Here is a 21,227-nt window from a genome sequence, read left to right as displayed (position 1 = left end):
TCTTACACCGAGTTACTGACACCCTCAACGCTCGACCTGCATCAGCGTCATTTCGGGAGTCCTTGTCTTTCGTTCGGCGTGGAGTTGCGCTGCGGGAGGAAGTGCGGCGGCGCGAGGCGGATTGTGACAGTCAAGAGTATGCGCCGGCGATGTCAATATCGCTGGCCGCATCCGTGGCGCTCCTGCTAGTCATGGCTGCCTGTGGAGAGCACCATGACTGCAAACGCATTCGACACCGATATCACGGAAACGGCCGAAGCGCTGATTGGGCCGTGGCGCCAGCCGCGCCAGATGCTGCAAGCGCAAACCTACGACGCGCACGCCTCCATCCACGACGACGCAACCGCCCAGAAGCTCGGCTTCAAGGGCGGCACCATCGAAGGGCCGACCCATTTCAGCCAGTTCGCACCGCTCGGCGAACGGCTATGGGGTCGTGCCTGGTTCGAGACGGGCTGCCTTTCCGCGCATTATCGCAGCGTCTGCTACGAAGGTGAGGAGGTGCAGGCGATCCTGTCGAAGCCATTGCCCGGCACGAGCCAGTGCCAGATTCAGATGGTCAAGCGCGACGGCATCGAGGTGCTGCGCGGTACGGCCTCGGCCGGCGATGCGCCGGTTGCGACCGCGCTCGAGACCCGCCTCGGCGAGCTCAAGCCGCTCACGGATCCCGTGATCCTGCGCGATGTGAAGGTGGCGCAGACCGGCAAGCGGCAGCCGGTGCGCATGGCCTTCGATCAGACCATGGGCGACCTCTACCCGTTCTCGCTCCGGCAGAAGCTCGCCGTCATCACCGAGAACTCGCCCTACTACGCGAGCGCGGATAATCCCTGGGGCAGGCCCATCATCCCGATGGAGATGCTGAGCGTGCTGTTCCAGTACCGCTCCAAGGACGATCCGCTGCCGGCCAAGGGCCCGGCTGTCGGCCTGTTCGCCGACCAGGAGATCCGCCTCGTGAAGGGGCCGCTCTTCGTTGACGAAGAGTACGAAGTCGAGCGCGAGGTGGTCGCGCTCTCCGGTAGCCGCCGCACCGAAAGCGCCTGGGTGAAGACGCGCGTGTTCGACAGTGCGGGCGCGATGGTGGCGACGATGCTGCTGAACATGGCGACGCTGAAGGATTCCTATGCGCCGTATGAGGAAGAGTATCGGCGGCTGTATGGGGCTGGGCGGTAGGCAAGGCGTCGCCACACACGTGCGTCGTCATTCCGGGGCGACGCGTAGCGTCGAGCCCGGAATCCATTTCACCTCGGGTACCGCGGCCCGATGGATTCCGGGCTCGCGACTGCGTCGCGCCCCGAAATGACGGCTGGTGAAAGTCTCGCCACCGCTTAAGCATTGAGCAAATGCGCGCCGTAAAACCGCCGCACAGCGAATGAGCACACGCGCACTCATCTCGTAACATTTTGACAGAGCAGCGAATTTATCGAAGCTCTCCTTCCAATCGCTATTGTACACAATGGCACGGCGCTTGCAGAACTCCTGGCCAAGAGAGTTCTCGCGGGGGTCTGCGTCATGTTGAACTCAGCCAAGCCGGCAAAGGGCGTCATCAGCGCCGAGCCCGAGCCGATCACGCTCGACTGGCCCGCCACCGCGCTTCTCATCATCGACATGCAGCGGGACTTCATGGAGCCCGGTGGCTTCGGTGAAACGCTCGGCAACGATGTCAGCCAGCTTGCGCGCGCGGTGAAGCCGATCGGCGCGGTGCTGACGGCGGCGCGCGACACCGGCATGCTGGTCATCCACACGCGCGAGGGACATCTGCCCGATCTCTCCGACGCACCGCCGGCGAAGGTCGAGCGCGGCGCGCCGAGCCTTCGCATCGGCGATCCCGGTCCGATGGGGCGCATCCTCATTCGCGGCGAGGCCGGCCACGACATCATTGCCGAGCTCTATCCGCTCGACAGCGAAATCGTGATCGACAAGCCGGGCAAGGGCGCCTTCTACGCTACCGAGCTCGGCGATGTCCTGGAGAAACACGGCGTCGAGAATCTCCTGGTGTGCGGCGTCACGACAGAAGTGTGCGTCAACACCACCGTGCGCGAGGCCAATGACCGCGGCTATCGCTGCGTCGTCATCTCCGACGGCTGCGCATCCTACTTCCCCGAATTTCACGAGATGGGCCTGAAGATGATCAAGGCCCAGGGCGGCATCTTCGGCTGGGTCGCGAGCTCAGCCGCAGTCCTGGAGGCGATGAAGGTTTCGACCACATAGGGGTATGACCATGAGCACATTGACGGGGACGGCGGGCAAATCTGAAATCGACAAGTCCGGGTTCAAGCCAGCACTATGGACATCGGGCGACTGGAACGCGTTTTTCGGCTTCGGCACCAACATCCTCGTCAACATGCTGGTGCTCACGGGCCTGTTGCGCTTCGTGCTGAAGATGCCTGATAGCCTCGTGTTCGGCCGCATCCTGCCCGCCCTCGGGCTGATGATGTGTCTGTCCACCTTCTACTATGCGTATCTCGCGTATCGGCTGGCGCAGAAGACCGGCCGCAACGACGTCTGCGCGCTGCCCTCCGGCGTCAGCGTGCCGCACATGTTCATCGTCACCTTCGTGATCATGCTGCCTATCACCCTGAAGACCGGCGACCCGCTCAAGGGCTGGTCGGCGGGCCTGGTCTGGGTGTTCTTCCAGAGCTTCATTCTCATGATCGGCGGCTTCATCGCGCCGTTCATCCGCAGGATCACGCCGCGCGCAGCGCTGCTCGGCACGCTTGCCGGTGTCTCCGTCACCTTCATCTCGATGCGGCCGGCGCTCGAAATGTACATGACGCCGCAGATTGGTCTGGTCTGCTTCGCCATCATCCTGGTGAGCTGGTTCGGCGGTGTGAAGTATTGGCGCGGCATTCCCGCCGGTCTCGTCGCCATCGCCGTCGGCATGATCATCGCCTGGGGCTCGAACCTGTTCGGGCTCGGCCTTGGCGGCTTGAGCCTCAAAGGCGTTGGTGCTGCCTTCGCCAACTTCGGCTTCTCGGTGCCGATCCCGGCAATAGGCTATGTCTTCTCCGGCTTCGAATTCCTCGGCATCATTCTCGTTACCGCCATTCCGTTCGGCATCTACGACCTCGTCGAGGCCATGGACAATGTCGAGAGCGCGGAAGCGGCCGGCGACGACTATCCGACCACGCGCGTGCTGACCGCTGACGGCGTCGTCAGCCTGATCGGCTGCCTGATGGGCAATCCCTTCATCAACGCCGTCTATATCGGCCACCCCGGCTGGAAGGCGATGGGCGGCCGGATCGGCTACTCGGCGGCGACCGGCATCATGGTGGTCGTGCTGTCGTGGTTCGGCATCATCTCGGTGCTGCTGGCGCTGGTGCCTGTCGTCGCGATCTCGCCGATCCTGCTCTATATCGGCATGCTGATCGGCGCGCAGGCGTTCCAGACCACGCCGGTCAAGCACGCGCCCGCCATCGTGCTGGCGCTGACGCCGCATCTGGCTGCCTGGGCCAAGCTCCAGATCGACACCATGCTTGGCTCCACCATGAACGCGGCGGCAACCGTCGGCGGCTTGGCGGCCGACAAGGCCGATGCGGTCAAGGCCGCCGCGATTGCCGCGCTGCCGCAGCAGGGCGTGTTCTATCACGGCCTGGAGGTGATGGGTGGCGGCTCCATCCTTGGCGGCCTCATCCTCGGCGCGATCGGCGTCTTCATCATTGAGCGGGATTTCGAGAAGGCGTCCGCCTTTGCGCTGGTCGGGGCGGTGCTGACTTATTTCGGCTTCATGCACGGCGAGGCCGTCGGCATCGGCGGCGGCTTTGGCGTGACGCCCGCGGTGGCCCTAGCCTACGCCGTGATGGCCGCTGGCCTGTTCGCCGCCGCCAAGCTCGGCGCCAGCGAGCCCTACGCCGCGCATCCGGAGATGTCGGCCGCGCCGGCGGAGTAGGCGTGCCTCAAGTCTCGCGGAACGGCCGGGCGGTGTCCCGGCCGGTTCCTTTCAGGGGCGCACCGCCGGCGTCTCCATCGGCAGCCCACGCGCCCGCGACATCAGATAGAGCTCGAGCGCGACCAGCTCGGGTGAGCCGTAGTCATAGGCCTGGGCGCGGACGCCGGTCATGCAGCTGCGCAGCCGCCGCTCGAGCGATCCCAGCGTCTGCCACTCCAGCCGGTAGAGCGGATAGCCGGTCGGCTGTCCCTGCGTGATCGGCGCGCCCGCAAGACGCTTGTCGAAATTGTCGTCATGGCAGTTGGTGCAAGCGAGGTTGAGCTGGCCCTCGCGCTGCATGAAGAGCGCGCGGCCCTGCGCGACAAACGGCTTGAGCTTTGGATCGTCACCGGCCGTGATCGCGGTGCCGCGCGACTGGTGGGCGACGAAAGCGGACAATGCGAGCAGCTCGCGATCCTCGTAGGGCAGCGGCTCCGCCTGCTGATGATCGGCGCGGCAGAGATTGATCCGCTGATCGAGCGTGACGGGACGGCCGATTGCCTTGTCGAAGGCGGGGTAGCGCGCCGCGACGCCCTTCATGCTGCTGCGCGCATCGCCATGACAATCGGCGCAGGCCTTGTTGGCGCTGCCGGTCTTCTTCGCCCAGAGCGCCTCGCCGTCGAGCACGAACAGCATGCCGGGATTGGCGGTGTCGTCGTCCTGCATGGCGCGCGTGTCCGGGCCCATGAAGGTGTAGCCGGAGCGGCGTGCATCGGGCGGGATTTCACCGGCGAGCAGGGCCGGGGCTGCCGCGAACAAGGTTGCCGCCGCTATCGCGCGCCAGGAGATCATTCGACCGTGATCGATGCCGACGCGGTTGTCGAATAGCCGTTGTCGCCGATCCATTCGAACTCGAACCTGCCACTGTCCTTCGCGACCGTGAAGAACGACAAGTACGGGTTCGCCGCGATCGCGGGAAACAGATCGGCGCGAAAAATCTCCGTGCCGTTGTAGCGACATGCAAAGCTCGTGATGATGTCGCGCGGCACCAGCTTGCCGTCGGCGGTGTGGCGGAAGCCGGTCTCCATGATGTGCGAGGTCAGCGTGCGGATCTCGATGATGTCGCCGCGTCTGGCCTTTGCCGGAACGTTGATGAGGGCGGCCATCAGTTCGTCTCCTCGGTGCAGGCGGCCAACGTCACGACGACGTCGGCAGCAATTTGCCAGAACGTGTCGTCGGAGAGATGCGCGATCGCGACGACCTTCTGGGTATCGGCGAGCCGGATCCGGGTCGAGACCTGGGCTCGGCCGGAGGAAGGACCGAGATAGAAATTGCCGATGTTCGGCTGCGGGTTCTTTTCGTTGAAGACGTGGATGCTCTTGACGTGGTCATCGGCCGTCATCGGGCTTGCAACGCTCACCGTCATCGGCACCGTGTTGCCGTTCTCGACCAGCGGCGGAATGTCGAGCTTCACCCTGCCGCTGCGAATCTGTGCTTCGCCGACGACGTTGCGGATCGCGGTGTTGAGCATCGCCGGCGTTGCTTCGATCGGCCGCAGGGTGACGATCGGGATCGTGCCGGCGACCGTCACGCCGCCGGCGAGGCCCAGGAATTGTCGTCGCGTGGTTGGCATGACCCTAGTCCCGAAGCGTTGCAAGAAAAGCCACGATGTCCTCGATCTCCGCAGCCGACAAGATCGGCTTGCCGGCGAAGTTGCGTCCGACGCGGACGAGGCCGCCGGCGCGATAATAGGACGGCATGATGGTCTGCGGGTTGAAGCGCGAGGCATCGACCAGTCGAAGCCGCAACTGGCTCACCGACCACCGGGTTCCGGCGCCGGTGAGATCAGGCGCGAGATCACCCTGGAACCGGGTTTCCGGAAATGGGCCGGAATGGCAGAGAATGCAGGTCGTGGTGCGCGCCAGCACCAGCGCGCGGCATCGCCGGGGGAGCCAGTGAGCGAGGCGGGAATGCCGTCGTTGACGATTGTGTAGGGCAAGAGTTCTTCGGCTCTCACGCTGGCAGAGAGTGCAAGGCTTAGCGTGACCACCGCAGCGATAAGCGACTGAATATGAGACGAGGGATCGAGCCGCGCATTCCACTTACCTCTCCCGCTTGCGGGAGAGGTCGCCGCGCAGCGGCGGGTGAGGGCTCTTTCCTCTTGGGAGTTCTCGCGGGCGAAGACACCCTCTCCCCAACCCTCCCCCGCTGGCGGGGGAGGGGGCGCACCGCGTTCATGGCGACATGCTCGTCTCATCATGTCCTAGCCAAACGTCTCCGCCGTGATGGTCTGAAACCATCGCTCGGCCTCGGCTGCCTCGCGCGCGCGCAATTCGCGCGGCGCATCGACCGGGCTGGTCGCGCCGCCCTCGACCTCGGCGAAGATGTCGCCCCTGGGCTGGTAGTTGCCGGCGAGCGAGAAGCCGTAGCCGGGCGCGACGGTGCTGTAGCAGACCCCTGTGAGTCGGGGCGCCTCCGGTGTGCTGCCCGCGAGCAGGCTAACGATCGCGCTAGCGCCGGCCTTGCCCTGTGCGCTTGCAGCGGAGGCCGATTTTGGGATGCCGCCGCCAAGGCAGGCGTCGCCAATGACGTGGACATTCTTGACGAGCTTCGACTCGAACGTGACAGGATCGATCGGGCACCAGCCGGTCGCATCCGCAACGCCCGCGACCCCCGCAATGCGGCCCGCGCGCGGTGGGATGACGTTGGCGACGTCAGGGGTGTAGTTGCCGAATTCGGTGACGATGGTCCTGGTCGCGGCATCGATTGAGGTGACGCGGCCGCCTTGCGACAGTGCGACGCGTTCGATCATGTCGCCGTAGAGCTCCTTTCCAGGCCTGTTCGAACAGTCGCTGCAGGGAGAAAGTGTCCTTGGCATCGAGGATCAGAACCTTCGAGCGCGGCTTCTTCGTCTTCAGGTAATGCGCGATCAGCCCTGCGCGCTCGTAAGGCGCGGGCGGGCAACGAGAGGGATTGGCCGGGATGGCAATGGCGACGGTGCCGCCGTCCGGCATCGCTTCGAGTTGCCTGCGCAGCAAAAGCGTTTGCGCGCCGGCGTTCCAGGCGTGCGGCATCGTCTCCGACGCGGCCTCGTCGTAGCCGGGCAGGGCATCGAGATGGAAGTCGATGCCGGGCGAGAGCACGAGCCGGTCATAGCCAAATTCGGTGCCATCGCCCGTGGTCACGCGACGCTTTTGCGCGTCGATGGCCGTCGCAGCCTGGGCGACGACGGTGATGCCGGCGGCGCCGAGCCTGTCATAGCCGAACTGCTGCGCGTCGATCTCGCGCAGGCCCGCGATCACCTCGTTGCTGAAGGGGCAGGAGATGTAGGTCTTGTTCGGCTCGATCAGGGTGACCAGCAATCTGGCGTCGGCGCGCTTGAGCGCGCGGGCGCAAGCCGCGCCGCCAAAGCCGCCGCCGACCACGACGACGCGGCCCGCCGATTGCGCGCGCAGGATCGAAGGTGCGGCGAGCGATGTGGCCGCGACGGCGATGCCGAGGACGGCATTCCGCCGTGTCACCGGCGCATTCATGAGGCCTGTCCGAAAAATGCTGCGGCGGCCGGCGTGGCCGCCGCGAGTCGTTGTTTGAGCATGGTCTTTTCCGGAAAACCGCTTCGCACTTTTCCGGATCATGCTCTACGCGAAGGTGATGTTCTGGTCCCGCAGCGGCACCGAGCGGATGCGCTTGCCCGTCGCGGCGAAGTACGCATTGAGCACGGCCGGCGCCGCGACGCCGATGGTCGGCTCGCCGACACCGCCCCAGAACCCGCCGCTCGGCACCATCACCGATTCCACCTTCGGCATCTCGTTGATGCGCATCGAGTTGTAGGTGTCGAAGTTGGTCTGCTCGATCTTGCCGTCCTTGACGGTGCAGCCGCCATAGAACAGCGCGGAGAGGCCATAGACGAAAGAGCCCGCGATCTGCCGCTCCACCTGCGCCGGATTGACGATGTAGCCGGGATCGGTGGAGGCGACGATGCGATGCACCTTGATCTTGCTGCCGTCGGTCACCGAGATTTCGGCGGCGCCGGCGACATAGCTGCCGTAGCCCATGACCTGCGCGATGCCGCGATAGACGCCCTGCGGCGCCGGCGTGTCCCAGCCGATCTTCTCGGCCACGGCATTGAGCACCGCGAGGTGCTTGGGGTGATGGCCCATCAGCTTGCGGCGGAATTCGAGCGGGTCCTGGCCTGCGGCCTGGGCCAGCTCGTCCATGAAGCACTCCATGTAGATCGCATTGTGATTGACGTTGACGCCGCGCCAGAAGCCCGGCGGAACGTGCGGGTTGCGCATCGCATGCTCGATCAGCAGGTTCGGTACCGAATAGCCGAACGCGGCGTCTCCGGACTGGGCGACGCCCTGGAACGCGACGGGATCCATGCCGTTCTGCAGCGCTTCGGGGCGAAGCGAGAACAGGATCGACTGGCCGGACAGGCGGTAGTGCAGCGCGATCAGATTGTTGTTGGCGTCGAACGCGCCGGTCATCTTGCACTGGGTGATCGGGTGATACCTGCCCTGCGCCATGTCCTCTTCGCGCGACCACAACAGCTTGACCGGCGTGCCGGGCATCTGCCTGGCGATCATGACCGCCTGGCGCACATAGTCGGTCTGACCGCGCCGGCCGAAGCCGCCGCCTGGCATCACCTTGTGCACGTCGCACTTCTCGGCCGGCAGGCCGGAAGCCTCCAGCACGGCAGCGAAGGCCGCCTCGCCATTCTGCGTGCCGCACCAGACCTCGCATTTGTCCGCCGTGTAGATCGCGGTGGCGTTCATCGGCTCCATGGTGGCGTGGTTCTGGTAGGGATAGCTGTAGACGGCCTCGACCTTTTTCGCGGCCCCGGCAATCGCCGCCTTCGCATCACCGTTCTTGTTGCCGACATAGGCCGGCTGCGCGTCGTCGAGCCCCTCGGCCAGCCACTTCGCAATCGACGCACTGGAGACCTTGGCGTTGTCGCCCTCGTCCCAGACGATCGGCAGCGCCTCCAGCGCGGTCTTGGCGTGCCACCAGGTGTCGGCGACGACGGCGACCGCGGTATCGCCGACCTTGACCACCTTCTTGACGCCTTTCATGCCGGCGATCTTGGCTTCGTCGAAGCTCTTCAGCTTGCCGCCGAACACGGGGCAGTCCTTGATCGCGGCGTTCAGCATGCCCGGCAGCTTGACGTCGATGCCGTAGATCATGGCGCCGGTGGTCTTGTCGACGGTGTCGAGCCGCTTCACGCCCTTGCCGATCAGCTTCCAGTCCTTCGGATTCTTCAGCTTGACGTCCGCTGGCGGCGTCAGCTTCGCCGCAGCCTCGGCGACCTTGCCGTAGGTCGTGGTCCGGCCCGAGCGTGTATGGGTGATGACGCTGTTCGCGGCCGTACATTCGGAGGCCGGCACTTTCCACGCATCGGCGGCCGCCTGGATCAGCATCACGCGCGCGGTGGCGCCGCCCTTGCGGACATAGTCCTGCGAAGAGCGGATGCCGCGGCTGCCGCCGGTCGAGAAATCGCCCCAGACGCGCTTGCGCGCGACGCTCTGGCCCGGGGTCGGATATTCGGTCGTGACCTTGGTCCAGTCGCATTCGAGCTCCTCGGCGACGAGCTGGGCGAGACCGGTGAGCGAGCCCTGGCCCATCTCGGAGCGGGCGATGCGGATCACCACGGTGTCGTCGGGCCTGACCACGACCCAGGCGCCGATCTCGGGCGAGCCGTCGGCGGCGCGGACCACGGCGGGGCCGCCGAAGGGGATGTCGAGGCCGATTGCAAGGCCCGCGCCGACAGCAGCGCTGCCGATGACGAAGGCACGGCGGTTCATCTTGGGAGAAACATGCTTGTTCATGGGGCGGCTCCTTACGCGCTGGCGATCGTGTGGATCGCTTCGCGCACCTGCTGGAAGGTGCCGCAGCGGCAGATGTTGGTGATGGCCTCGTCGATGTCGGCGTCGGTCGGCTTCGGCTTCTCGTTCAGCAGCGCCGCCACCGCCATGATCATGCCGCTCTGGCAATAGCCGCATTGCGGCACGTCCTGGGCGATCCAGGCGTCCTGCACCTTGTGCAGCGTGTCGTCCGAAGCGAGCCCCTCGATCGTGGTGATCTTCTTGCCCTCGGCCTCGCTGACCGAGATCCCGCAGGAGCGCATCGCCACGCCGTCGATGTGAACCGTGCAGGCACCGCATAGTGCGATGCCGCAGCCGTATTTGGTGCCGGTCAGGCCGGCATTCTCGCGGATCGCCCAGAGCAGCGGCGTATCCGGGTCGACGTCGAGGGTGAAGGGTTTTCCGTTGATTGTTAGGTTTGCCATCGCAAGTCCCCTGATTGGCCCAATCCACCGATTGAACTCAGGCGCGCAATCTGTCCGGCAAACTGGAACTGTTCAAATCAACACTCCGAGGGCTAGCCGGGAGGCATTGCCCGGCCGCGCGAGAGTATGGACCGCGGCGCTGTTTTGCCTCATCCCTTCGTCAATCGATTCGGGTTGACGTCTCCTCCATGGGCGCCAATCCGCGGCTTCAGGCGACGACCGGCCGTCAAGGCCGGTTCCAGGCCCGGGTCGCGCCCCGCGCAGCGGCGACAGTTTGTCCCTTTTGCCGGGATGCAAGACGCCTGCGCTCTGGTACACTGGGGCGAAGCAAAAGGAGTTCCATGAACGTGCCGAGTCCCTGCAACGTGCTGATGCTCTACCCGCTGTTCTCGGCAGAGTCCTTCTGGAGCTTTGGCGAATCCTGCAAAGTGATGGGCGTCAAGCGCCCTGCCGCCCCCTTGGGCCTGATCACCGTTGCCGCGATGTTGCCCGAGAGCTGGACGGTCCGGCTGATCGATTGCAACACTGCGCCGCTCGGCGACGACGATCTCGCCTGGGCCGACGTCGTGTTCACCGGCGGAATGATGCCGCAGCAGGCCGACACGCTGCGCCTGATCGAGCTCTGCCGCGCGGCTGGCAAGCCGGTGGTGGTCGGCGGTCCCGATCCCACCTCGAGCCCCCACCTCTATGAGCGGGCCGACTTCCGGGTGCTCGGCGAAGCCGAGAGCGTCATCGACGAATTCATCGCGGCCTGGGAAAGCGGCGCGCGGTCCGGCGTCTTCACCGCGCCGAAATTCCAGGCCGACGTCACCAAGACGCCGGTGCCGCGTTTCGACCTGCTCAGGTTCGAGGACTATCTCTATCTCGGTGTGCAGTATTCGCGCGGCTGTCCCTTCACCTGCGAGTTCTGCGACATCATCGAGCTCTACGGGCGCGTGCCGCGGACCAAGACGGTCGAGCAGATGTTCGTCGAGCTCGAGACGCTCTACCGGATGGGCTACCGCGGCCATCTCGACTTCGTCGACGACAATTTCATCGGCAACAAGAAGTCGCTGCGGCAATTCCTGCCAAGGCTCGCCGAATGGCAGCGCACGCACGGCTATCCCTTCGAATTCTCCACGGAAGCCTCGGTCAACCTCGCCGACGATCCGGAGCTGCTGGAACTGATGGGGGCGGCCAACTTCTTCGGCATCTTCGTCGGCATCGAAAGTCCGGACCCGGCGACGCTGGTCGCGATGCGGAAGAAACAGAACACGCGGCGCAACATCGCCGAGAGCATCCACAAGATCTACGCCGCCGGCATGCTCGTCACCGCGGGCTTCATCGTCGGCTTCGACAACGAGAAGGTCTCGATGGCGGAGGCCATGATCGACTTCATCGAAGAGGCGGCGATTCCCGTCGCCATGGTCGGCCTGCTCTATGCCTTGCCGAACACGCAGCTCACGCGCCGACTCGAGCGCGAAGGCCGGCTGCATCCGGGCCACGATGTGGCGCCGACCATCGGCGCCGATCAGTGCACGGCCGGCATCAACTTCGATCCGGTCCGCCCGTTGCGCGACATCCTGATGGACTACAGGCGGGTGCTGGAGCACACCTACAGCCCGGCGGCCTATGCAGGACGCGTCGACCGCTTGATGACGCTGCTCGACCGATCCAGGCAGCGTCCCGAGCTGGCAGAAGGAGATATCCGCGCCAGGCTTGGGGCGATGGAGACGGTGCACAAGGTGGTCACCGCCCTTCCCGAGGCACGGGGGCCGCTCTGGCAGACCTTCATGAATTGCGCCAAGCGTGACACCTCGTCCGCACGCATCGCCGTGCAGATGATCGCGGCCTATGCGCATCTCGGACCGTTCTCGCGCAAGGTGATCGCGGCCATCGATGAGCGCCTGGCCGCGCTGGACGGGCACATGCCCAATCCCGTCGTGGCCATGGACGCGACCGAGGTTCGACATCTGGCCTGAGATCCGGAGAGCCTATGGGGGCCGCGGGGCGCTTTGATGCGCCGCCGGCCAGGCCTTCCGGCAATCAAAGTGGCTGTCATGTGTGAGATCCCGGCTTGACAGCCGAACAACCTCAAGCTGATCGTCATCAGGACGATACCGGGCCTGCCATGATTTCGGTGCGCGGCTGCGTCATTGCCAGATTGGCTTTAGCGGGGTTGAGCCATGTTCAGGAAGGTGATCCGCTGGTCGATTGCATTGATTGTCGTGGCGGCTCTGGCCTTTGCGTATCTGCCTTCCTTCATCGCCGATTCCATCTACAAGAACGTCGACGACATCACCGACGGCGAGATGCCCGCCACCGTCACCGCGTTTCAATCGGGACCGGACGTCGTCAGTACCATCGGCGGAAGCGGCGAGGGCTTGAACTGCAGCCTGCCGCCCTGGGCCAACATATTGTTCGACGGCGGGACGGATTCCAACCAGAAGCGCCATCTCGTCCTGCAGCGCTTCAGACAGGCCTGCGTCTTTCACGACCTGTGCTATCGCCACGGCCTTGCGACCTACGGCTATAACCAGAACGATTGCGACCGGATTCTGCAAAACGCGGCTTTTCGGCTGTGCGTCTACATACGAAACAGCAGTCAGGAGAGCAGCGCGGCGCGCTGTCAGACCGATTCCAAGATGGTTCTGGCCGGCGTGAGTCTCGGAGGCTACAACGCCTATCGCGGCTGGGACCGATCGACCTATTTCGAATTCGACTCGGATCCGTCGCGATCGAACGGGTTTCAGGTCAGTCGCGTGGTCGATCATCCATTCAAGGCGATCGCACCGGCCAAATACGCAGATGACCCCGATCAGGTCATTCTCATGTTCGAGAACCTTCGATCCAATCTGGCCGTGACCTGCATCACCTGCGCGACTGTTCCCGTCCTCGAGTGGACGACCGATCCCAACGCCGTCAGCGCCGAACTGCGCTCGGTCGGGGTGATGCGGTTGCCGGAGGTGCTGCTCAAGCGCGTGCCCATGCTGACCGAAACCATGCCGGTCTGGTTGCCGCCACGCCGGCGGCACGCGGCGCCGCATCTCCTGGTCGATGGAGCAGGCAAGCACCATCTGATCTGGATGAGCCGGAACAACTCGGAGAACAGCATATCCTGTGTCGTCAGCGCCGATGCGGCGCGGCTGCTCACCAATACCTTGCCGACCCGGGATCTCTGCTCGGTCGATGCGGGCCCATCGCTGACCCGCGTGGAAGTCGACATGTTCGCGACCTCTCCGCTTCCGATGGAAGTACCCGGAAGTTCGGATCTCATCTATGCGACCTCGGCCAGCCCACAGAAGACGACAGAGCACCATCTGAGCTTCTGTTCGCGCTCTGCGTCCCGGAAGGTCGAGGAGACCGACCATGACGACCGGTCCAAATGCGTCACGTTCCCCGAAGCCGAGGTCCGCACGGGCGCGGCGCTCGGCGCATTTCAGAACTTTCCGCTGGTTCGTCCCGGGCAGCAGATCTATTTCGCGCGGGACATCGCGCAGCAGACGGACTCGCTGCTGACCGCCGCCTGGCAGCGCGCCTTTGGCAATAGCTTTTCGCCCGAAGGCGCCCTGCTTGTGATCGACGTTGCACCGCCGCTCGCCGCAAAAGGGCCTCTCTCGGCCAGGCTGAAGAAGATCGTCCGGTTCAACATCGACGATCGCTTCGATCCGATGATGCCGATCACGCGCAAGGCGGACGACCTGCGCTTCCTGAGCCTCGAGGCGGCAAAGTCGAGCGTGCACCTTCGCATGATCGATTTCGCCAAGGACAAGCCCTCCGTCGCCAATGTGCAGCTGATGATGGGCAACGGCGAGGTGGACCTGGATCGCTCCTGGGCGGAGAGGCCGATGCTGGTGCTGGAGACCAGGGACGCGCGCCCCAGAACCAAGCTGGTGTTCTCGCGCGGAGAAGTCGCGGTTCAATCGGGCAAGCCCGTCACGACCGACGCGACGACGGAAGCGTTGACGCTGCAGACATTGGTTTTCGAACGCGATGCCGCGGCGCCTTCGAATATGCCCTTCGTGAAATCGGCCGGAGCGGCGTGCCGGGTCGTGTACGAGTTCGCACCGAACCACACCGACTGGCCGTGCTACCGCGCGTTCGATCCCGAGCGTACGATGCGGGCGTCGCCGGCGACGCGGATGCAGGCCTCCCAGATGCTGGTCGGGCGGTTCACCCGAGCCGGCGGCCATGGCATCGCATTTCCCGATCTCTGCCTGAAGTCGGAGCCGATCATTCTGGCGCCGCAAGGGAGCACGTTTGTGCCCGTGAGCGAGACCGCGGGTTGGACAGGGCCGCCAAGGCTGACGCAGACGATCAAATGCGAGCCGCTCGATGCGGCGGCAGTCGCGAGCCGTCCGATCGCGGACAAGGCTCCGTGACAGCCGGCTGCTGATGAAGCGCGCGAATGTGTCCGATCTACTTCACTGCCAGTCGCAAAAAGCTCATCACGCTGCCGAGCGCGGCGAAGCCTGCGCCGAGCGCCAGCGCCAATGTCGCGCCGTCATGACCCGCGAGCGCGAAGCAGGCTGCGGCGAGCGCCGCGCCGGTCGTCTGCCCCGTCAGGCGCGCAGTGGCGACGATGCCCGAGGCGCTGCCGCTGCGGTGCGGCGGCGCGCTCGACATCACCGCCTTCATGTTCGGCGCCTGGAAGAAGCCGAACCCCATGCCGCAGATCACCATGCGCCAGATGATGTCGGGGATCGCAGGATTGGCCGGCAGCATGGCGAGCAGCGCCATGCCGAGGCCAAGCAGCACGAGGCCGATGCCGCCGAGCAGGCCGACGGCATAACGGTCGGAGAGGCGCCCCGCGATCGGCGCCATGATGCCGACCACCAGCGGCCAGGGCGTCATGAAGAAGCCGGTCTCGACCTGAGAGCGGCCGAGCACGTCCTCGAAGTAGAACGGCAGCGAGACGAAGGCGAGGCCCTGCACGGCGAAGGAGCATACCGCGGTCGCCGCCGACAGCGCGAACATCGGCCGGCTGAACAGGTCGATCGGCAGCATCGGCGCGGGATGGTCGGCATGGCGGCGGGTCAGGATGAAGCCGAGCGCGAGGGCGGTGACCAGCTCGATGCCGACGACGAGCGGCGACAAATTGTGCGCGGCGCTGCCGATGCCGGTGATGAACAGGCCGAGGCAGGCGGTGGCGAGGATCGCGCCGAGAAAGTCGAAGCCGTGATCGGCGCGCGGGGTCTTCGGCAGCATCGCAAAGCCGATACCGATGGCGACGAGGCCGAACGGGATGTTGACGGCAAACAGCCAGGGCCACGGGCCGATTGCCAGGATGGCGGAGGCGATCGAGGGACCGAAGGTGAAGGCGGTCGCGACCACCAGCGCGTTGTGGCCGAAACCGCGGCCCTGCATCCGTCCGGGATAGACGAAGCGCACCAGCGCCGTGTTGACGCTCATGATGCCGCTCGCGCCCAGGCCCTGCAGCGTGCGCGCGACGAGCAGGCTGTCCAGCGACCACGCCACCGCGCAGAACAGCGAGGCGATGGTGAACAGGATGAGGCCGCCGAGATAGATGCGCTGGTGCCCGACGATCTCGCCGAGCGCTCCGAGCGGCAGCAGGGTTGCGACCAGCGCGATCTGGTAGACGTTGACGACCCAGACCGACTGCTCCGGCGTGACGTGCAGATCGGCGGCGATGGCGGGCAGGGCGATGTTGGCGATCGCGGTGTCGAGCGAGGCCATCGCCAGCGCGGTGAAGATCGCGGCGATGGCCCAGCGCCGCTGCGCGGGCGGAAGGCCGTCGGCGGTCGGATGGTCGGGATCGCGCGCGGCGGCAGGTAACGTGGTTGTCATCGGCTCGGTGTTATGCGTTCCCAGCGTTGCTGCGGCGGCGTGGGCTATGCGCCGTGTACTACAGCTTGGCGGTCTGCCACAGGCTCATGCGTGCATGCTGTGTATGCGCCGAAGCCGGCCGCATCGTGAAGGGGCAAGGCGGGCGAGACGGTTTGCCTGCTTTCATGGTCACGACAATCGAATCTAAACTCGAAGAACAACCCCATGCACAGTAGAAGTGCCCTTGATCCATAAGGGATTTCGGGACGCGTTTGCGACGACATCCGCAGCTGCGATCGCGTTGACCCGTCGGGCAAAACACTGGCAGGATGCAATGCTGGCGGCGATGGGGAATTGCGCCATGGCGCGTTCTCGTCACGCGCGGTGTCCGCCAGGCCGCACAGCCGCGCGTCTCTCCCTCCTCTCGTTGAGCCAGATCAAGACTCGTTTCGCGAACACGTCGGACCTTTCCACCAGCGCATCGATGGAGAGGGCGGTCGACATGCGGACTCTGCTCAGGGAAATCCGGAATACCCCTTTGCTCTGGATGCTGGCCTTCGTGCCCATCGTGCTGCTGGTCGAAGCTGCCGCGCCGCATTTCCACACGCTGCTGTTCGTGCTGGCCGTGCTTGCCATCGTGCCGCTGGCGGCCCTGCTCAGCCACGCCACCGAAGCGGTCGCCGCGAAGACCGGCGATGCCGTGGGCGGACTGCTCAATGCCACGCTCGGCAACCTTACGGAGCTGATCATCGCCATCACGGCGCTGCGGGCAGGCCAGTATATGCTGGTGAAAGCTTCGATTGCGGGCGCGATCGTCACCAACGCGGTGTTCATGCTAGGGGCGTGTCTGTTGCTCGGGGGCCTGCGCTACCACGTGCAGGAGTACAACCGTGCCGGCGCGCGGCTCTCGTCCGGCCTGTTGTTGATGGCAACCGTCGCCCTGCTTGCGCCTTCGGCCGTCGCCGATCTCGAGCATCTGCCGCAAGGCGGCGGCATCCTGAACAGGCTCAGTGTCGGCATTTCGATCCTGCTCATCATCGCCTATGCGCTCGGCCTGTTGTTCTCGCTCGTTACGCACAAGGAGTTGTTCGCAAGCTCTGATCATGGCGACGACCAGGAGGCGCACTGGCCGATCGGAATCGCCGTCGGCACGCTGCTGGTCGTCACGGTGCTGGTCGCGCTGGTCAGCGAAATCTTCGTGGAATCGGTGCAGAAGGCGGCGGAGACCTTCGGGATGAGCCCGGCGTTTGTCGGCTTCATCGTCGTCTCGTTGGTCGGCGCCGCCGCAGAATTTGCGGTGGCCTTTGCCGCCGCGCGCAAGGACCGGCTCGACATGGCCGTCAGCATCGCGCTCGGCAGTGCCTCCCAGATCGCGCTGTTCGTTGCCCCCGCGCTGGTGCTGCTCAGCTATGTCGTGGGACCCGCGCCGATGAACCTGCAGTTCTGGCCGGGCGCCGTCACCATGATGATGATTGCAACCGTCACGTCGGCCTTCATCACTGCCAGCGGCCGCTCGGCCTGGTTTGTCGGCGCCCTGATGATCTTCATCTATGCGGTGTTTGCACTGACGCTGTATGTCGTTCCGCCGGCGGGCCAGGGATGACGGGCTGACGCCCATCGGCTTGAGGCTTCTGATTCACCCGGCGCAGGATGGCGGCCGCGGCAATCCCCGGACGGGACCGCAGGCGGGACTTTGAAATGACATTGCTCCGTGACCGAAACCTGGCGTCGGAAGCGGCGAATCCCGGACCGATATTTAATTTGACTTACCATGTCCTTAAAACTATATAATATTATATATTTAATAAATTTAATCATGGCGGCGGACCGCCTTAACGTCATTCTCGAACTAGCGTGTTCTCATCAAGCATCGGACCATGCGACCAGGCCAAGTCATCCGCGCCATTAGAGTCGCCGTTGAGAGAGGCGTATGCATGCGCCGACCAATTGAAACAGCACCGAGGAGCGGAGAAGGCATCTGGGTAGAAGATGCGACCGGGGCTACTGAGATCGGCCACTGGTCACCCGAGGCGGGCAAATGGGTCTGGCAGGACGGCTCTCCGATCAATCCCGCGCCCACCCATTGGTACCCTGCAATGGAGGATGTCGATCCGGAAGACGAACGATCGGGCGGTTCGCTCGTGGCGGCCGCAATTCTGATCCCCGTCATCTTCGCCGGGGCTTCCCTGCTCGGCCTGTTCACGCCATTCACGGCGCAACCGACCATGACGCACATCGGCAGCGATGTCGCCGTCAGCCTCGATCAGCGGCTGGAAATCCCGACCGGCTCGCTAGCACTCCTTCAGCGCGAAGCGACCGGAGCGCTGATGCAGGCGGAGCCAGCGAGTGTGGTGCAACCAAGCCAGCGGTTGGGCGAAGACGCGTCGCGCATTGATGCGTCCGCCAACGAGCTGGCCGAAGCGCGTAGGGAGCTCGACGAGGCGGTCCAGCGCGCGCACACGGCGGAAATCACGGCGGAGGTGCTGCGGAAATCACTTCAACAGGAGCAAGCCCACAGCGCCGAACTCGCGAACGAACTTGCCGGAGCCCGCCGCGAGATCGAAGCCGGCAACGCGAAATCCCGCAACGCGGACGATGTGGCCGCGCAGCAGAGAGATGCGGCGGCGCGGGAGATCGCGGAACTGCAGCAGGCCCTGCAGCAGGAGCGGCAAAGAAGTGGACTCCTCGTGAAGCAGGCGAATGCAGCGCAGGCGGCTGCGGCGAGCGCCGAGCAGGAACGCCACGAGGCGCAGTCACGCGCCGCCGCGCTCGCGAGCGAACTCGCCGCAATACCTCGCGCATCGCTCACGGCGGAAGCTGCGGCCGCGGAACAAAAGAAGGTCGTGGGACGGGAGGTTGCGGAGCTGCGTCAGTCCCTGCAAGCCGAGCGGCAGAAGAACGCCGACCTCGTTGCCCAGGCCGAAGCAGCGCGAGCGGTAGCGGCCAATGCCGAACAACAACACCGAGAAGAGGCCCAGGCGCATGCAACCGCGCTGGCGAGGGAGCTTGCGGAAACGCGCCGTGAGATCGAAACCCGGAACGTGCAATTGCGCGAGGCGAACGATGCCGCTTCGCAGCAGAGACAGGCAGCGAACCGGGAGATTGCCGAACTGCGGCAGTCGCTGCAACAGCAGCGAAGCGGGACCGAGGCCAGGCAAAAAGACCGTGCATCGGCATCGGCCCCAGCCGATGCTCGCCACCAGGCGGAGCAAACAAATCGAGGCCCAATCTTGCCGGCGGCGCGGAGCGCGGAAGCGACTGTCGCAGAGCCGCTGAAAGCCGCAAACCAGGCCGAGGCGGAGGCCCGATTGATCCCGCGCGCCAGGGCGTTGCTCGATCAGGGAAATATCGGTGCAGCGCGGATCGTTCTCGAGTTCGCGGCCGAGAAGGACATTGCGCAGGCAAGCTTCATGCTCGCGGAGACATACGATCCGGCGGTTCTTTCCGCCTGGGGGACCTATGGAACGCGCGGCGAAGCGGCCAAGGCGCGAGAGCTCTACGCGAAGGCACACCGGGGCGGCATTCGCGAAGCGAAGGAACGCCTGGAGGCGCTGCAGCGCTGAGAGTGGACGTGTTGCAGTCCTGCGGACCAACGGTTGCGGTGGCTGATTCGGAAGGGAAACGACATGAACAAGGCGCCAAGGTCACTCTCGCTGCTCCTGCTCGCCGGGTTGCTGCCGGTCGCGATGCTGCTTCAGACGGCCTGCCTCGAAGCGCAAACGGCGGGAAATACCAGGACTGATGCTCAACTCGTCCGAAGGCCGCTCCCGCCGGAGAGTGAAAAGGATCGGATGAACGCCTGGACGGTCGGGCTCGCCGGCGGTCTGCTCGAGGGCGCACCGATCCGCCTCGCCGCAGAAATGGCTCGCGTCGTCGACGACGGAGCAAACCTGCATCTCCTGCCGATCGTCACGCGGGGAGCCACCGACAATCTGAATGCGCTGCTGTATTTGCGTGGCGTCGATACCGCCATCATCAATTCCGATGCGCTCGACGAATATAAGGTTCAGGCACCGCAGATCCGAAGCCGCATCACGTATCTGCTCAATCTCTTCCCATCCGAGCTGCACATTTTTGTACGGCCCGAGATCACAAGCCTGAAGGATCTTGCCGGCAAGAAGGTGAACTTCAACACCTTAGGCACCGCAGCGGCCTATTCAGGACCACTGATCTTCAGCCGTCTCGGCATCGATGTCGACAAGACGTTCATTCCGCATCAGTTGGCCCTGGAACAGATGCGCAAAGGCGAGATGTCGGCCGTCGTGTTCATTACATCGAAACCCGTCGACGCCTTCGTGAGGGGCCGCTGGGATGCTGGATTCAAGTTCCTGCCGGTCAACTACGACAGGAAGTTCGAGGACTATTATCTGCCCGCGACCCTTGAGGCCAATGAGTATCCCAGTCTGATCAGGCAAGGCGAGCGGATCTCGACGATTGCGGTGCCGACAGCGCTCGTTGCGTTCAACTGGCCGCAACAATCGAATCGCTACCAACGCGTGGCGCGCCTCGTCGACTATCTGTTCTCGCGAATCGACAGGCTGCAGGCGCCGGGCTTCGATTCGAAATGGCAGTCGATCAATCTCGCGGCAACCGTTCCAGGGCTCACTCGCTTCCAGGCCGCACAGGATTGGCTGGATCGCAAGGCGCGCAGCGCACAGGCTCGGCCATGAAGAGTGCGGCTCCTCCGCTCGCCGTCGCTTTCAATGTGGCCTGCGGAATCGCCTACGCGCAAAGCGCGAGCGATCCCATGGAAGCACTTCGGGCTTGCTCGGCGATGGCGGGGCAAGGCCGGGTGGAATGTCTTCAGGATCTGTCACGCAGGATTCCACCGCCCGGCCGGGGCGCGTCAGACGATGGCTGGCTGATCAGCGAGACCACTTCGCCAGTCGACTATTCACCAATCGTCACGGCCACCACCTCTTCGATCGGCAGTTCGGATGGTGCTGCGATGCAACTCGCAATCCACTGCCGTAAAGGCCGCACGGAAATCGTAGTCGCAGGACCGACGATGTCACGCAGTGCCAATGAATACGCCGTCTCCCTTCAGCTCAATGCGGAGCCGCCAATGCAACTCGCGGCTGCCGCGCCGTCATTCGGCTCCGGCGTTGCTTTCGGGGGCGACGTCGTGCGGTTGCTGAGGTCGCTGCCCGATGACGGTTACATCAATGTGCGTCTCTCCATCCGCACCGGCGTGGTGCAGGAGGGACAATTCCCGCTCGGCGGATTCAGGAACGTGCGCGAGAAAGTTGGGGCTGCATGCAAATGGCCACATGCGGTCGCCAGACCAGGACGGTGAGGATCAGGGAGAGGGAG

General features: G+C 64.7%; 15 protein-coding genes and 2 pseudogenes. 9 read left to right on the top strand and 8 right to left on the bottom strand.

Annotated features, from left to right (window positions below; translation table 11 throughout):
* The first annotated feature begins 213 nt into the window (after window positions 1-213).
* From ABIF91_RS03750 to ABIF91_RS03740, 3 genes are all read left to right on the top strand, one after another.
* Window positions 214-1,167, top strand: a complete 954-nt coding sequence (locus ABIF91_RS03750; protein WP_028177676.1) for a hypothetical protein — start codon at window positions 214-216, stop codon at window positions 1,165-1,167.
* 339 nt (window positions 1,168-1,506) lie between these two features.
* Entirely contained in the window at window positions 1,507-2,205 is a 699-nt protein-coding gene (locus tag ABIF91_RS03745; RefSeq protein WP_028177675.1) for a cysteine hydrolase family protein, read from the top strand.
* Between the two features lie 10 nt (window positions 2,206-2,215).
* Window positions 2,216-3,883: a regulator gene (locus ABIF91_RS03740; protein ID WP_424578764.1), complete on the top strand. Its 1,668-nt coding sequence runs from the start codon at window positions 2,216-2,218 to the stop codon at window positions 3,881-3,883.
* Window positions 3,884-3,934: 51 nt separating this feature from the next.
* Here the strand turns inward: ABIF91_RS03740 and soxA are convergent, their stop codons facing one another.
* From soxA to ABIF91_RS03705, 7 genes and pseudogenes are all read right to left on the bottom strand, one after another.
* On the bottom strand, window positions 3,935-4,714 hold the full coding sequence (gene soxA / locus ABIF91_RS03735; protein WP_028177673.1) for a sulfur oxidation c-type cytochrome SoxA: 780 nt from the start codon (window positions 4,712-4,714) through the stop codon (window positions 3,935-3,937).
* Entirely contained in the window at window positions 4,711-5,028 is a 318-nt protein-coding gene (gene soxZ / locus ABIF91_RS03730; RefSeq protein WP_028177672.1) for a thiosulfate oxidation carrier complex protein SoxZ, read from the bottom strand. The genes soxA and soxZ overlap by 4 nt, the downstream gene beginning before the upstream one ends.
* Window positions 5,028-5,495, bottom strand: coding sequence for a SoxY-related AACIE arm protein (locus tag ABIF91_RS03725; protein WP_028177671.1), 468 nt, complete (start codon window positions 5,493-5,495; stop codon window positions 5,028-5,030). Before ABIF91_RS03725 ends, soxZ begins: the two co-directional genes overlap by 1 nt.
* A 4-nt stretch (window positions 5,496-5,499) precedes the next feature.
* Window positions 5,500-5,921 (bottom strand): annotated as a pseudogene (gene soxX, locus ABIF91_RS03720) (sulfur oxidation c-type cytochrome SoxX).
* 204 nt (window positions 5,922-6,125) lie between these two features.
* Window positions 6,126-7,395: pseudogene (locus tag ABIF91_RS03715) on the bottom strand (FCSD flavin-binding domain-containing protein).
* Between the two features lie 105 nt (window positions 7,396-7,500).
* Window positions 7,501-9,687, bottom strand: coding sequence for a xanthine dehydrogenase family protein molybdopterin-binding subunit (locus tag ABIF91_RS03710; RefSeq protein ID WP_284282776.1), 2,187 nt, complete (start codon window positions 9,685-9,687; stop codon window positions 7,501-7,503).
* 11 nt (window positions 9,688-9,698) lie between these two features.
* Window positions 9,699-10,148 carry a (2Fe-2S)-binding protein gene (locus ABIF91_RS03705; RefSeq protein WP_028180374.1) on the bottom strand — a complete coding sequence of 150 codons (450 nt, stop codon included), beginning with the start codon at window positions 10,146-10,148 and terminating at the stop codon, window positions 9,699-9,701.
* A gap of 341 nt (window positions 10,149-10,489) precedes the next feature.
* On the opposite strand from ABIF91_RS03705, the gene ABIF91_RS03700 reads away from it, so the two are divergent.
* Both ABIF91_RS03700 and ABIF91_RS03695 read left to right on the top strand, forming a co-directional pair.
* A complete protein-coding gene (locus tag ABIF91_RS03700) occupies window positions 10,490-12,109 on the top strand; it encodes a B12-binding domain-containing radical SAM protein (RefSeq protein WP_028180375.1) in 1,620 nt (539 codons plus the stop codon).
* A gap of 216 nt (window positions 12,110-12,325) precedes the next feature.
* Window positions 12,326-14,509 (top strand): hypothetical protein, encoded by a 2,184-nt coding sequence (locus ABIF91_RS03695; protein WP_424578763.1) that lies wholly within the window; start codon window positions 12,326-12,328, stop codon window positions 14,507-14,509.
* A gap of 37 nt (window positions 14,510-14,546) precedes the next feature.
* Here ABIF91_RS03695 and ABIF91_RS03690 read toward each other — a convergent pair whose 3' ends face one another.
* Window positions 14,547-15,935 carry an MFS transporter gene (locus ABIF91_RS03690; RefSeq protein WP_028180377.1) on the bottom strand — a complete coding sequence of 463 codons (1,389 nt, stop codon included), beginning with the start codon at window positions 15,933-15,935 and terminating at the stop codon, window positions 14,547-14,549.
* A 481-nt stretch (window positions 15,936-16,416) separates the two neighbouring features.
* Between ABIF91_RS03690 and cax the strand changes: the two genes are divergently transcribed.
* From cax to ABIF91_RS03670, 4 genes are all read left to right on the top strand, one after another.
* On the top strand, window positions 16,417-17,517 hold the full coding sequence (gene cax, locus ABIF91_RS03685) for a calcium/proton exchanger (RefSeq protein ID WP_028180378.1): 1,101 nt from the start codon (window positions 16,417-16,419) through the stop codon (window positions 17,515-17,517).
* 331 nt (window positions 17,518-17,848) lie between these two features.
* Window positions 17,849-19,477, top strand: coding sequence for a hypothetical protein (locus ABIF91_RS03680; protein WP_157783717.1), 1,629 nt, complete (start codon window positions 17,849-17,851; stop codon window positions 19,475-19,477).
* A 63-nt stretch (window positions 19,478-19,540) separates the two neighbouring features.
* Entirely contained in the window at window positions 19,541-20,584 is a 1,044-nt protein-coding gene (locus ABIF91_RS03675) for a TAXI family TRAP transporter solute-binding subunit (RefSeq protein ID WP_028180380.1), read from the top strand.
* Complete coding sequence (locus ABIF91_RS03670; protein ID WP_028180381.1) at window positions 20,581-21,210, top strand: hypothetical protein; 630 nt, start codon at window positions 20,581-20,583, stop codon at window positions 21,208-21,210. Before ABIF91_RS03675 ends, ABIF91_RS03670 begins: the two co-directional genes overlap by 4 nt.
* Window positions 21,211-21,227: the final 17 nt, after the last annotated feature.

The sequence above is a fragment of the Bradyrhizobium sp. USDA 241 genome, from assembly GCF_049739505.1.
Classification (GTDB): domain Bacteria; phylum Pseudomonadota; class Alphaproteobacteria; order Rhizobiales; family Xanthobacteraceae; genus Bradyrhizobium; species Bradyrhizobium liaoningense.
Note: the sequence above shows the minus strand (reverse complement) of the source record. Positions and strands in the feature narration are given on the sequence as shown.

Excerpts from the sequence above, each read along its gene's own strand:
- ABIF91_RS03680 (WP_157783717.1), top strand. The coding sequence starts at position 17,849 with ATGCGCCGACCAATTGAAACAGCACCGAGGAGCGGAGAAGGCATCTGG.
- ABIF91_RS03700 (WP_028180375.1), top strand. The coding sequence starts at position 10,490 with ATGAACGTGCCGAGTCCCTGCAACGTGCTGATGCTCTACCCGCTGTTC.
- ABIF91_RS03675 (WP_028180380.1), top strand. The coding sequence starts at position 19,541 with ATGAACAAGGCGCCAAGGTCACTCTCGCTGCTCCTGCTCGCCGGGTTG.
- ABIF91_RS03745 (WP_028177675.1), top strand. The coding sequence starts at position 1,507 with ATGTTGAACTCAGCCAAGCCGGCAAAGGGCGTCATCAGCGCCGAGCCC.
- soxZ (WP_028177672.1), bottom strand. The coding sequence starts at position 5,028 with ATGGCCGCCCTCATCAACGTTCCGGCAAAGGCCAGACGCGGCGACATC.
- cax (WP_028180378.1), top strand. The coding sequence starts at position 16,417 with ATGCGGACTCTGCTCAGGGAAATCCGGAATACCCCTTTGCTCTGGATG.
- ABIF91_RS03725 (WP_028177671.1), bottom strand. The coding sequence starts at position 5,495 with ATGCCAACCACGCGACGACAATTCCTGGGCCTCGCCGGCGGCGTGACG.
- ABIF91_RS03710 (WP_284282776.1), bottom strand. The coding sequence starts at position 9,687 with ATGAACAAGCATGTTTCTCCCAAGATGAACCGCCGTGCCTTCGTCATC.
- ABIF91_RS03750 (WP_028177676.1), top strand. The coding sequence starts at position 214 with ATGACTGCAAACGCATTCGACACCGATATCACGGAAACGGCCGAAGCG.
- ABIF91_RS03740 (WP_424578764.1), top strand. The coding sequence starts at position 2,216 with ATGAGCACATTGACGGGGACGGCGGGCAAATCTGAAATCGACAAGTCC.
- ABIF91_RS03690 (WP_028180377.1), bottom strand. The coding sequence starts at position 15,935 with ATGACAACCACGTTACCTGCCGCCGCGCGCGATCCCGACCATCCGACC.
- ABIF91_RS03705 (WP_028180374.1), bottom strand. The coding sequence starts at position 10,148 with ATGGCAAACCTAACAATCAACGGAAAACCCTTCACCCTCGACGTCGAC.
- ABIF91_RS03670 (WP_028180381.1), top strand. The coding sequence starts at position 20,581 with ATGAAGAGTGCGGCTCCTCCGCTCGCCGTCGCTTTCAATGTGGCCTGC.
- soxA (WP_028177673.1), bottom strand. The coding sequence starts at position 4,714 with ATGATCTCCTGGCGCGCGATAGCGGCGGCAACCTTGTTCGCGGCAGCC.